The organism is Alkalihalobacillus sp. TS-13 (assembly GCF_019720915.1).
GTDB lineage: Bacteria > Bacillota > Bacilli > Bacillales > Fictibacillaceae > Pseudalkalibacillus.
In genome coordinates this window covers 3,391,676-3,404,481 of sequence record NZ_JAHKSI010000001.1, presented here as the reverse complement: position 1 = coordinate 3,404,481, position 12,806 = coordinate 3,391,676, and the positions used below count along the sequence as shown (strand labels likewise).

8 protein-coding genes are annotated in these 12,806 nt (G+C 42.1%); 3 read left to right on the top strand and 5 right to left on the bottom strand.

Annotated features, from left to right (window positions below; all coding sequences use genetic code 11):
- Position 1 precedes the first annotated feature (1 nt).
- Together KOL94_RS16200 and KOL94_RS25325 are read left to right on the top strand one after the other, a co-directional pair.
- A complete protein-coding gene (locus tag KOL94_RS16200) occupies positions 2–4,675 on the top strand; it encodes a carboxypeptidase regulatory-like domain-containing protein (protein ID WP_221567417.1) in 4,674 nt (1,557 codons plus the stop codon).
- Between the two features lie 197 nt (positions 4,676–4,872).
- Positions 4,873–6,054, top strand: coding sequence for a class I SAM-dependent methyltransferase (locus tag KOL94_RS25325; protein WP_260412349.1), 1,182 nt, complete (start codon positions 4,873–4,875; stop codon positions 6,052–6,054).
- Between the two features lie 656 nt (positions 6,055–6,710).
- Here KOL94_RS25325 and KOL94_RS16190 read toward each other — a convergent pair.
- From KOL94_RS16190 to KOL94_RS16175, 4 genes are read right to left on the bottom strand one after another with little or no spacing between them, the layout of a single operon-like run.
- A complete protein-coding gene (locus KOL94_RS16190) occupies positions 6,711–7,430 on the bottom strand; it encodes a hypothetical protein (RefSeq protein ID WP_221567416.1) in 720 nt (239 codons plus the stop codon).
- Between the two features lies 1 nt (position 7,431).
- Positions 7,432–8,118 carry an ABC transporter permease gene (locus KOL94_RS16185; protein WP_221567415.1) on the bottom strand — a complete coding sequence of 229 codons (687 nt, stop codon included), beginning with the start codon at positions 8,116–8,118 and terminating at the stop codon, positions 7,432–7,434.
- A complete protein-coding gene (locus KOL94_RS16180; protein WP_221567414.1) occupies positions 8,115–8,966 on the bottom strand; it encodes an ABC transporter ATP-binding protein in 852 nt (283 codons plus the stop codon). Before KOL94_RS16180 ends, KOL94_RS16185 begins: the two co-directional genes overlap by 4 nt.
- Positions 8,959–9,570 (bottom strand): TetR/AcrR family transcriptional regulator, encoded by a 612-nt coding sequence (locus tag KOL94_RS16175; RefSeq protein WP_221567413.1) that lies wholly within the window; start codon positions 9,568–9,570, stop codon positions 8,959–8,961. The genes KOL94_RS16180 and KOL94_RS16175 overlap by 8 nt, the downstream gene beginning before the upstream one ends.
- Before the next feature lie 411 nt (positions 9,571–9,981).
- Between KOL94_RS16175 and msrB the strand changes: the two genes are divergently transcribed.
- On the top strand, positions 9,982–10,947 hold the full coding sequence (msrB, locus tag KOL94_RS16170; protein ID WP_221567412.1) for a peptide-methionine (R)-S-oxide reductase MsrB: 966 nt from the start codon (positions 9,982–9,984) through the stop codon (positions 10,945–10,947).
- Between the two features lie 398 nt (positions 10,948–11,345).
- Here the strand turns inward: msrB and hmpA are convergent, their stop codons facing one another.
- On the bottom strand, positions 11,346–12,560 hold the full coding sequence (gene hmpA / locus KOL94_RS16165; RefSeq protein WP_221567411.1) for an NO-inducible flavohemoprotein: 1,215 nt from the start codon (positions 12,558–12,560) through the stop codon (positions 11,346–11,348).
- Between the last annotated feature and the right edge of the window lie 246 nt (positions 12,561–12,806).

Here is a 12,806-nt window from a genome sequence, read left to right as displayed (position 1 = left end):
GTTGGAAGACATCGTCTATACATTGACCATCGAAAAAGAAGGGTACATCAAGCATACGAAACAGGTCGATATGGCAAGGTTTGAAGGGGAGTTGAATGTTGCATTGGCTCCAGTACCTGAAATTGCTGTCATAGGTGATTACTGGTCAGCTGAACGAAACTTTGCTTCTGTATTCAATGAAATGGGAGTGGAAGTAACAGAAATAGCAGAAAGCGATGCTGCTGAACAAATCGGAAACTATGATGTCGTATTCTTTAACGATGGCGATTTCAATAAATCCGAATTCGACGCAATGATGAAAGCTGCAGATGAACATGAAACAAGTGTGATCTTCGGAGAACATTATTGGAGCGGATCTGGCATCGACCAACTTGTCGACCTAAGAGGTGATCCTGAAACAAGAGAGACCTTTAGTGGATCGACACTTGCAGCTGGATACCAGGTGACGCAAGAGCATCCAATTTTCAATGGCGCAAACGTAGGGGACTTTATTGAACTCCTCACGCCAGATGCAAGCGATATCGGTGCTTTTGATGGGTATAGCGGCTATCCTCTAGCAACCATCAAACATGAAGGAGATTCTGAACCATACGGTACCGGTCTTGCTTATAAACCAAGGACTTCAGGCAGTATGGAAGTACTGATGGCTGGACACGGGTTCTACTTCTCACATGACGCAGACGACTATACACCTGTAGCGAAAGAACTGCTTGTAAATACTGTATTATGGGCAGCAGAGGCGCAATACTCAACCATCAGTGGAACCATCACGGACGAGGCAGGGAATCCATTAGATGCTGAAGTAAAAGTCGACGGAATGGATTTCTCTGATAAGACGAACCCTGAGGATGGCACATTCTCAATTGCGATACTGGATGGTGAATATGAGATAGAAATTCAATCCTTTGGTTATGAGACCGAGACTATGACAGTCGATGTTTCTGAAAACAGCGAACCCTTGACGGTTGAAATGGATGTAAGAGGTGATGTCGGATCAATTTCCGGTGTCATCGAAAATGAAAAGGATGGAAATGCAGTTGAAGGCGCGACGATTGATGTTCTGGACGTTCCTCGAGAAACCACGACAAATACACAAGGACAATATTCAATCGAACGTCTTGAACCGGGAACGTATACGTTACGTGTAGAAAAAGACGGCTATGTACGTCAGAATATCGAGGTGGAAATCACAGACAGTGAAGAGGTCACACTGCCGATTGAATTGAAACCATCTCCAACTGTCGGTGTAATCGTCGATATTACTGCTTCGGGATATACAACATTGAAAGAGTATCTTGAAGAGCGCGGATACATTGTCGAATACATCGGTTATGAAGATACAGACCTTTTGGCTGAAATGGATCTCGTGTTCGCGAACTCAGATTACACTGGAAGTCAAGTGCCATCTGAAACAGAGTTCAAAGCCTTCCTGAAAGCATTGGATGAAACGAAGACATCCGTCATTTGGACAGGACAGGATGGCGGAAGAGGATCGATCAGGTACCTGAAGGATTATCTGAATGATCCGACCACTGTTTTTGGAGGTAGTGAAGAAGGTTCACAGGGAATCGTCGTTGAAGAACACCCGCTTACAGAAGGATTAGACTTGAACGAAACCTTCGACATCCCAGCACGTTTTGATTACTACTATGGCTTTGATGGATACTCCGGCCATACAGCAGTTGAATTCAAGAATGACAACACGGGTGACCAAGGCAGTATGGTCGCGTATAAAGGACGGACCAATAATTCTGTCGAGATTTTACTAGGAAATATGACAATCAGCCATGTATTCAACCCGGATCAATACTTCGATCCAGTCCGTGAAAAGATTTTGGAAAACGCACTCCTCTGGGCACTTGATAACGAAGAAGCCCTTGTTGGAGAACTCCATGGTCAAGTGGTCAATGATCAAGGAATGGCTGTAAAAGCGACGGTAGAAATTGCAGAGAATGGGAAAACAATTGAAACCGATTCAGAAGGAAATTTCTACGCAGGGCTTGAAGAAGGCAGCTACGAATTGACCATGAATGCATTTGGACATGAAGAAAAAACATTCACTGTAAACATTTCTAACGGAGATACTTTGGAGGAAACGTTTGAACTTACGGCAGAAAATGCAGGAGTCGTGAATGGAATCGTTAAGGATGGAGAAACAGGCGATCCTATAGCAGATGCTTCTGTTTCATTCTTAGGAACTCCAATCGAGGCTTCCACAGATGAAAATGGTGAATTCAGCGTATCGGTTCCTGAAGGGGAGTATGATATTAAAGTATTGGCTTCAGGATACGGTGCCAATACACAATCAAACGTTCAAGTAGTTGCAGGAGAAGAAGTCGATTTGACCTTCTCGATGCAGACATCTCAAAAACTTGCGGTCATCGGCTATAGTCCGAACGAAGCAAGATTGGTTCCATTCCTTGAATCGAATGGGTATGATGTCGATTTCTATCAAAGGGATGATTATGAATCCCTACAGCAAGCACTTGCGGATTATCAATTGGTCATCTATAACGATAAGGATTATTCGATGACCAATGATCAGTTCAGAGCATTCGTGGAAGAAGCGAATGAGCTTGAAGTTAGCATGATCTTTGTCAGCCAGTATGGCGGCGGAACGATCAAGAGTCTTGCTGATGCTTATGGAGATCCGGAAAGTGTCAGATCTTCATTCGAGAGCCAGTCGATCAATGTTAAAGTCGATCAGCTGCATCCGATTTTCAGTGGTTTTGAAGTTGGAGATGAAATCGAAATTTTGAACAATGGAAACAGCAATCAGCAGTATTCCGTTTATGAGAACTTCTCAGGAACAACAATCGGTTCTTTAACGCATGATGAAGAAGGTGTACTTGGTGAAGGAATCGGCATCAAGTATCCGACTGCCAACAACGTGCATGTCCTTTTATCCGGACTACAAGCTGGCGGATACGGTTCACCAGAAAGTCGCTGGACAGATGAAGCAAAACAAATCTACTTGAATGCGATTGATTTTGCGACAACAGCAAGTCTTGGTGAAATCAAGGGTACGGTTACCGATGCAGACGGAAATCCAATTGCAAACGCAAAAGTTGCAATTCCACCAGAAGGAATCGAAGTAACGACTACTGACGATGGATCTTACAGATTAGGTGTCGGTGTCGGTCATTACGAAGTGAAGGTTCAGGCACGAGGATTTGTCGAACAGGTCAAGGAAGCTGATGTAGCCGAGCTTGGAGATTCGGTCACGTTGAATTTCACAATGGAGGCAATCGAAGGCGTGTCGTTATCCGGACATATCATCAATGCTGAAACGGAAGATGGTATTGAAGGAGTCCAATTGACACTAACGCCAGAGGACCCAGCTGGATTTGTGGAAGAAACGACAACCGATGTCTCAGGAGGCTACTCATTCGAAAATCTTCTTCCGGGGAATTATGAGCTGAAGATGGAGGTTGGCGGTTACTTGCCATCAACAGAAATCATTACAGTTGGCGAAGAAGATGTTGAGGCGAATCTAACGATGAACGCTTATCAAGTAGCTGTTCTCGGAGATGTGAATGATGCGGTAGTCAATTTCTTGAATGATCAAGAAGTCTACGCAGAGTCTAGAGATTGGAATCTTCTTGGACAAGTAGAAGATTACAGCCTCATACTCGTCAATACGAAAGAAGGTACATCAGAACAAGTAGAACAATTGATTGAAGAAACAGATGAAAAACAAGTCAGCGTCGTGTTTGTTGGAACTTGGGGTGTCGGAGAAGGTTCGATCCAACTCCTTGAAGCAGCAGAAGGATATCCTCAAAAAGACCAGCATGGTTATGATGAGGGAGCAGTATACATCCAACCGGTGAAAGACCACCCATTATTTGAAGGTCTTGTGGATGAAGGAAATGAAGATACACCGATCAAAGTACATGCAGCCAAGAGTCCATTTTCCACGTTCAAAGATTATCCAGGCATGACATTGGCGAAATTGTTGGTAGATGAAACTGAAAAAGGATCCTCAATCGCGTATGAATTCAGAAGCGAAAGTCACATGCATTTACTGCTATCTTCCTTTGCTGTGACGAACATCATCGGTCCTGAATATGGTTGGACTGAAGAAGGGAAACAACTCTTCACCAACTCTCTGAAATGGGCGATGGATGCTGAACAACAAGCACCAAACGCCCCAGAATGGGATGATGAAGAATTGAAATTCAAGCATGAACCGGTGATCGTGACTGGAAAAGCTGATCCAGGTACAACGGTCCATGTATATGCGGAGAGAGGAAATGCTCGTAATGAACTTGGTTCAGTTCAAACGAAGCCTGATGGTACATTCGAAATCGAGTTGGAGATCGGAAACGGCAGCTATTTCCTTCGTGCTGAGGCTGAGAACTTTGCTGGGACCGCAGAGTCTGAAAATCGACTTCATGTCATCGTGGCAGGTAAACCGGATACCCAGCCTGAAGCAGAGGCAACAGTGAAAGATGGGTATGTTCAATTGACCTGGAAAGCCCAAGATGCAGAACGGTATGTTATCGAGCGAAATGGAGAACAGATTTCAGAAGTGAAAGAAGTTAGCTTTACGGACGAAACTGTTGAACCAGGCCAAGAATACACTTATCAGATCATTGCAATAATGGGAGATGGCGAAAAGATTTCCTATGATCCACTTACTGTTACAATAAAAGGCCAACAATTGGCTAACTGACTATGCTAGAACGGGGACTGTCCTAAAAGAAAAGTGCCAGGACCTCCAACACAACATTTTAGATCAAAACCCGATTTTCTAAAAATGTTGTTAAGTTCGGAGTGATTCAGACACTTTAGGACAGTCCCGTTCTATTGAATTTTGGATTTGATTCTGTCATCTTATAATGAGATACACATGTTGACGGAGGAAACAGAATGCATTCATCAGAATATGAATTGACGATCGGCAATATCGTTGCCGTTCTCGAGCAACAAGCGATTCCCTATCAATTCGTTGGGGAAACTGCCCTTTTTTTACAAGATGTTCTGTCGGAACCGGTAGAAGTTACTGTAGAAGTGCAGTGGGATCTTCTTGAAATAATTCATGAGACACTTTTACCGTATTCACCGACATCTATTGAGAAGACGAAAGACCAGGGAAGTTTTCATTTCAATATGGAGAAGGTTCCGATAAATGTACAATGCAACTACAATAAAGCCTTAAGGACAGATCCTTACCGAATTCAAATTGAGATGAACGGGCAGCATCTTTGGTGCCAGTCACTTTATGAAATTTTGGATGACCATCGATACGAAGCGTTGATCAACAGCCATTTGTTCGAGTTACAAATGCAGATGACTGAACAGAATCAGGCTGCCTGGAATCAAGACAATTTTCAAGCATTGATCAACCGTCATGGTGAACCTGGTGATGTTGCTGCAAAAATAAAACAGAACCCTGAAGGAAGGCTGAGCACCTCTTTCTATCGCCATATGAAGCCTGTCGAAGGGAAAAGGATTGCCCACCTGATGGGATCGAATGGAATTAAGGCAGTCGCTTTATCATTATTAGGAGCGGATGTCACAGTCGTTGATTTCTCTAAGGAAAATGCAGCTTTTGCAGGGGCAGTTGCTGAACAAGCAGATATCGATATCCACTATGTTGTTTCAGATGTACTTTCTTATACAGATAAGAGGGAAGACCATGCATTTGATTTCGTCTTGATGGAACTGGGGGTGCTCCATTACTACATCAGTCTGGATCCACTTGTCCAGGTGATCAATCGATTACTGAAGCCGGGAGGGACTTTGGTGTTACATGAGTTCCACCCGATTTCCACCAAACTGATCACCTCGAAAGGGAAAAAGCATAAGGTAAGCGGAAACTATTTTGATCCTACGATTGAAAACAGGGAAGTCGCTTTTTCCAAGTATTCTGCTGATGGAGAAAAAGAAATGATGAAAGTGCTGCAGCGGAAATGGACGCTCGGTGAATTGATTACTGCAGTTGCCAAAACTGACCTCATTGTCAAAGTTCTTGATGAGGAACCAAATCAGAAAGTCCACGATATCGGTCTTCCCAAACTGTTTACCCTCGTGGCTCAAAAACCTGAATAAGATTGTAAAGAGGCTGTCCCAAAAGTGTCTGAGTCTCTCCGTGTTGGAGGTGTTTGACACTTTTCTTTTAGGACAGCCCCTTTCGTTCAAAGATAAGAAAATATATAATTTAGCTTTACCAAAGTACATTCGACTGTGGTAGTTTTTTATGAAGACGGTCAGTGGAAGGTTTTTTTGTTTTGTAAATAAAATCTTGTTTTTGTAGATAAATCCTCGTTTTTGTAGGTCATTACAAATTTTTGTAATTCATCTTCTGTTTTTTGTAGATAATCAGAGTTACATATAAGTTGACCAATCATTTTCTATTATTTATGGTTAACCTCTGCATTTTATGAATAAATACCATCCTATAACGCCCTAATTATTCTGTTTTTCTTCCATAATCAGATAAAATTTCGATTTTGGAGAGGGGACGGAGTCTATTGGAAAGGTTTAAGTTTTGGGTGCGATCCTAAAAGCCTCCTAACTTGCGTAGGATCTCAACACAAAATGAGTTCATTTTCGAGACTGCGATGAGAATTCCTAGTAGATTTCCTTGTTTATCGATACTTTTCACTGTGTTGAACACCAGAGCCCTTTTTTACCTAAATTCATGGAAAAACAGTCGCTATTATCACAAATAAGAGCTCTCATGTCCCTTAGGGATCTGTGCTTAGCTATCCGATTCTTTTCTCCAGTTTACGGATTAACCACAAGATGATGAAAGCATGGTAGAGCAACGCTCCGCAAAGAAGGGTTGCTTTCATACTGGTGGAATTCGCGAAAAACACTTCTGCAATCCAGAATGGTGGAAAGACTAACCCTATCCATTTCCATCCAGAGTGGATGAAGAAACCGACAATCGGTGCGGTTACGCTTATACTGATCACTTTTCCTAATGCCAATCCTTCCACTTTATTATCAGCGAATACCGCCATCATGAGGGCTATGATCGGTGCCTCCAATGACAGAATAAGCAAGGCAGCCAACTTCCATAAAGAAATTACCCAGGCGTTCACATATAACAAAAAACCAGCTGTCAAAATGCAGATCACAACAGGAAAGAGAAGTCGGTATAAAATAAAATGTGACTTTGAGACAGGTGTAATGGATAAATAGCTCAGAATTTGTTCGTCCCGTTCATCAAGAATGAGAAACCCACTGAGCATCCCGACTGTAAAAGGTGTTACAAGTAAACAGGTGACCACCATCAATGGGAAATAGGATGCCAACGACACCTGGAAATTGGTCACAACTAGTCTTTCCAAAGGTGGGAAACCAAATTTGAGAAGAGCAGCCAAAATCAAGGGGGCAAACATGGACATAAGAAGGACGAGGTCCCTTTTGATATTCTTCAAATCATAGCTTACCTGCAGCCACATTTTATTCCATTGCATGTTATCCCTTCCTTTTTAAAACGACATTATGATGAAAGCAACGATAGGCATAAGGCAAAAGCAAGATAATCGATAAACAGAGGTATGACAGTGCCGCCAGGGCTTCAGGAATTGAAAGCTGCCTGTCGATCAGCAGCAGTGAGGCATAACTCGGTATGATTTTTATCCAATCCCAATCAACTACTTCAAAAAACAGGAGAATGGGCAAAGCGAAAGGAGTGACATATACAGATGATAAAAGTAAATACTGGTTCAATGTGTTCACCTTCGCACCGATTATAACCCCTAGCAATGTGAAAAACACAGACGTCAACAACACACCTGATAAAAAGAACCAGTCCAACCTGAACCCCAATACGGTGCATTTGATGATCAGCGTTGAGAGAATCGTCAAAAATGCAAGGGACAGAGATTTTGAAAGCAAATACTCGCGAATCGTATATGGGGTGACAAACAAGTTATCCAGTATGTGATCCCCTTTTTCAAGAAGGACGATTCCACCTACAAAAAAAGCCCCCAGAAAGCTTGGATCGGAAAAGATGATAAGTGTGAATAGGGTATCCATCCACTGTTCTGGAATCGTGATCAAAATGAAAATATAGATAAGGGATATGAGTGCATAAGCCGCATAAAAACCATGACGGAACTGATACCGGACATCAAATGTAATAGAGGTTAAAAGCCTCATTGGAGCTGCCTCCCTGTGACTTTGATGAAAATATCCTCAAGTGAGGGTTCCGTCGTATGCATGGAAAGGATCAGGTCACGTTTCAATAAATGAAGGAACTGCTCGTTTTGTTCTAAACCTTTCAGCCGGAGTTCAAGTTTTCTTACCTGATCATCCTCCTGATATTGAATCGATAGGATCTTTTTGTTTTGCAGCTTCAATCGCTCTGGAGAATCGATAAGTTTGAGTTCACCGTCTACGATGAAAGCGACACGATCACAGATTTCTTCAGCGATATGCATGTTGTGAGTGGAGATGATGATCGTTTTTCCTGCATTTTTTTGCTCCAGGAGAAGTTCTTTGATGACCTTCGTATTAACCGGGTCCAGCCCTGCTGTAGGTTCATCCAAGAAAAGAATTTCTGGCTCATGCAATAATGCACGACAGAGATTCAACCGCATTTTCATCCCTTTTGAAAAATGACTGACCCTCGTATTCAGCACGTCTTGTAATCCAAGCCTAGCAAGAAGTTTGTCAGGTTCCTTCACAGGTTTGTCATAAAGCCTGCTGAAATAGGCCAGATTTTCTGAAGCGGTGAATTTACTATAGAAATTTGGTCTTTCAAATGCCACACCAATCGAATTGTAGAGAAGGTTATTTGTGTTATGGAGCTCATTTCCAAACAATTGGACAGAACCCTGATAATCTTTTAAAATTCCGATCAAAACGTTTTGCGTTGTGCTTTTTCCAGCACCAGATGGACCGAGGAATCCGAATATTTCACCTTTAGGAATGGAAAAATTCAGATTTTTAATGGCAGGTTCATGTTTGCCGGGGTATGTGTACGACAAAATATGTACCTCAATCATTTGTCTCTTCCTTCACTAGTCCGTCTGCATAAAGCTCCGCTAACCGTTCAATTGTCACATCAAAAACATCTGTGCCAATTTCTTTTCTGTGAAGGGTCATCAAGAAAAAGGAACGCAAGATGGCGGTTAAGATTTCTGGTCGTACTTCATTCAGATTCCCTTGCTTTCCCCACTTCTCCAAGAATGGCGTCAGGGCAAATACATCGTTTTCAGCGTGTTGCTGTAATTTTTCAGAGGAGAGTTTTTTGGTGAGGCGCAGGAAGTCGTCCCCCTGTAATAGTTGTTGGATTATAGAATTATCACTGATCAAGGTCAATCCACGGATCAAGAAGGTTTTGAAAACTTCTCTCGTCAAAGGCTGGTCAAGAAATTCGTCCTGTAATGTTTTTTTGATTTTTGCCTCTTCTTCTTCAATTACTTCAAAATAAAGCCCTTCTTTGGAAGGGAAGAAGAGGTAGAAGGAGCCCTGAGCAATTCCTACAGCACTTGTGAGGCTGGCGACGTTTGTTTTACGTAAGCCGTTTTGCACGAATGCTTCACGACCTTCTTCGAGCAAGGATTTTCGTATTTTTGCTTTTTCCTTTGTATCAAATCCTTTAGCCAAGGTGATCAGTCCCTCCACAGTCATTGTGAATAAAATTTATTTTTGTTCATGAATATTTTATATTAATATTCACGAAAAAGCAATGTGGAAAAAATGTATCTGAACCCAGCATAAGTTCGGACAGGAAGAGGGGCAAAAAGTGAAAAGCTGTTCGAAAATGGGGCAACTTCGGACAGCAAAAGGTAAAGAGCGAAAGATTATCTGGATCGCCGCAAAAGACAAGTTTCAAGGTGTTTTCACCACTTCTATTGTTTTATAATCATTTTACATGACTGCGAAGTTTGGAAATACCTGTATCTTATAAACCGTTTCGCTTGCCAAACTTATACAAATCGATATGATTAGAAATAAGAATTTTTTCAGAAAGTAAGAATAATCAAGTTATAGTTTTTTAAGATAGGGGGCTTCAACATGGCAGACAACAATCAACATCTAGAGCTTGCTACCTTCGCTGGTGGTTGCTTCTGGTGTATGGTAAAACCGTTCGAGGAAATGCCAGGCATTAAAAAAGTCGTATCCGGCTATACAGGCGGTCATACAGAGAATCCGACATATATGGAAGTGATTACGAACACAACCGGTCATCGTGAGGCGGTGCAAATCACATTTGACCCCGACGTTTTTCCGTATGAAAAACTCCTTACGCTTTACTGGCAGCAAATCGATCCGACAGATCCTGGAGGCCAATTCCATGATCGCGGGGAGTCATATAAAACGGCTATCTATTATCATAATGAACAACAAAAAGAGCTTGCAGAAGCATCAAAGAAAATCCTGGAGCAAAGCGGACGTTTCTCAAAACCGATAGTGACAGATATTCTTCCGGCTTCAACCTTTTATCCTGCAGAAAGCCAACATCAGAAGTATTACAAAAAGAACCCCGATCATTATGACCGCTATTATAAAGGGTCAGGACGAAAAGGCTTCATCGAGGAAACATGGGTGATGGAAAAGGATGACGACAAGCTCCGAAAAGAATTGAATGATATGCAATACAATGTAACGCAGAAAAATGGAACAGAGCCACCGTTCAAAAATGACTACTGGAATAACGAACGGGAAGGGATTTATGTCGATATCGTATCTGGAGAACCATTATTCAGTTCGAAGGACCAATATGATGCGGGGTGTGGTTGGCCAAGCTTTACAAAACCGCTCCAATCGACACGGATCAAAGAAAAGAAAGATTTAAGCCATTTCATGATCCGGACAGAGGTTCGAAGTAAATTCGGTGACTCCCATTTGGGGCATGTATTCAACGATGGCCCAGATGAAAATGGTTTGAGGTATTGTATCAACTCAGCAGCACTTCGTTTCATCCCAAAAGAAGAACTTGAAAATGAAGGCTATGGCGAATACAGACAATTGTTTGATTAAATATGATAAAGGAGGCGGACTAGAATCCACCTCCTTTTTATTTTTTAAATGGTTTTTTAAGGACATAAGCAAAAATCACGACATTCCTGCGGGAAAAGCGATCCAGGCGAGACACCACGTTTTTAAAAGGAACTTCGACTATAATAATGAACTTCGACTAAATACCACCACGTCCTATGGTGAACGTCGAAGCTCGCGGAAGTAGGTAAATGCAAGGAAGTGGTATCTAGCTCAGCGACCAGTCACTTGGATCACTTCAAACTTCCTGCGGCGGCGACAGCCTCCTCGTCAGTTTTCCAGTGACCTACGTGCCTAACCGGGTCGCTTCCGCTTTTCGTTTGCCCGCGGAAAGGGAGTGATTTCGTGAAAATAAACACATTACAGCACGCTTCTTTAAATTAATTTCTGACAGTAACTTTATCTTCGCTGAGGTCGATGGCTGGCCCGAAGAATTCATAGTTGATTTGTTCTTCTGGTACGTTTAGTTTTTTCAAGCCATTGATGACCATTTTCATGAAGCCTTCAGGTCCGCAAATGTAGTAATCAGCATTCTCAGGTATGATTGTTTCTAACCACGGCAAATCAATGTACCCTTCCTTAGCAAAGCATTGATTTTGCTTGTCATCTTCAGATGGTTTTTCAAAACAGAAGTATGCTTTCAGCTGTTCATGGCTTTCAACTAATTCAAGAATCCGACTGCCCATCGCTTGATATTCCCCATCGATTGAAGCATGGATGTAATGAACCTCACGATCTGGCGTCTGAGTCAACGTTGTTTCAAGCATGCTTACAAGAGGCGTAAGACCAACACCAGCACCGATCAGCACAAGTGGGCACTTTGTTTCTGTATTAAGCGTGAAGTCTCCTGCTGGGGCACTCAAGAGTACACGGTCTCCTTCCTTCAAATTGTCATGAAGGTGCATGGAAACACGACCTTCACGTTTGATGGAAAGACGGTAATGATCCTTGTCAGGCGTATCAGACAAGCTGTATTGGCGAATATGTGTGTGTGGATCATTCGGAATCTCTACTTTTACACTTACATATTGTCCAGGAGTGAAATCGGCAATCTCCTCACCGTCCACAGGTTTTAAGTAGAAGGAAGTGATGACTTTACTTTCGGTTTCTTTCTTCACCAATTCGAATTCACGGAAGTCTTCCCATCCTCCACGTTGTTCTGCCGCTTCTTTATACATCTCATCCTCTACCTGGATGAACACATCTGCGATAACTCCATAAGCTTTTGCCCACGCATCGAGAATTTCATCTGTTGCTGCTTCCCCTAGGACATCTTTTATCGCGTTCAGAAGATTTTCACCAACAACCGGATATTGCTCGGGTTTTACCCCTAAACTACGGTGTTTATGGGCGATCTGCTTTACGGCAGGAAGGATTTCTTCGAGACGATCGATATGGACAGCAGCTGCATAGACTGCATTTGCCAACGCACCTTGTTGGCGGCCTTTATGTTGATTGGAATGGTTGAATAGGTTCAAGAGTTCAGGATGATTTTTGAAAAGCAATTCATAGAAACGGGACGTAATTGTAGTCCCATGTTCTTTAAGGACAGGAACAGTCGCTTTGATAGTTTGAATGGTTTTTTGATCTAGCATGTAAACCAGCTCCTTCATTTTTAAAAAATTTGGGTTCGTTACTGATGATTGCCCTCGGAAATGACTTTAATTTCGTACAAATCAATAATCAAGAATAAAAAGATACATTCTATTTACATCTTTATTATAAAAAGAAGACCTTATAAAAGATATATCTCTAATACATCATTCAAAATACAGACACATTTGTGTTCAATAAAAAGACACACGATAGAAAGGTTCTTTTACTTCATGTATGACAATGGT

Excerpts from the sequence above, each read along its gene's own strand:
- KOL94_RS25325 (WP_260412349.1), top strand. The coding sequence starts at position 4,873 with ATGCATTCATCAGAATATGAATTGACGATCGGCAATATCGTTGCCGTT.
- KOL94_RS16190 (WP_221567416.1), bottom strand. The coding sequence starts at position 7,430 with ATGCAATGGAATAAAATGTGGCTGCAGGTAAGCTATGATTTGAAGAAT.
- KOL94_RS16185 (WP_221567415.1), bottom strand. The coding sequence starts at position 8,118 with ATGAGGCTTTTAACCTCTATTACATTTGATGTCCGGTATCAGTTCCGT.
- KOL94_RS16180 (WP_221567414.1), bottom strand. The coding sequence starts at position 8,966 with ATGATTGAGGTACATATTTTGTCGTACACATACCCCGGCAAACATGAA.
- msrB (WP_221567412.1), top strand. The coding sequence starts at position 9,982 with ATGGCAGACAACAATCAACATCTAGAGCTTGCTACCTTCGCTGGTGGT.
- hmpA (WP_221567411.1), bottom strand. The coding sequence starts at position 12,560 with ATGCTAGATCAAAAAACCATTCAAACTATCAAAGCGACTGTTCCTGTC.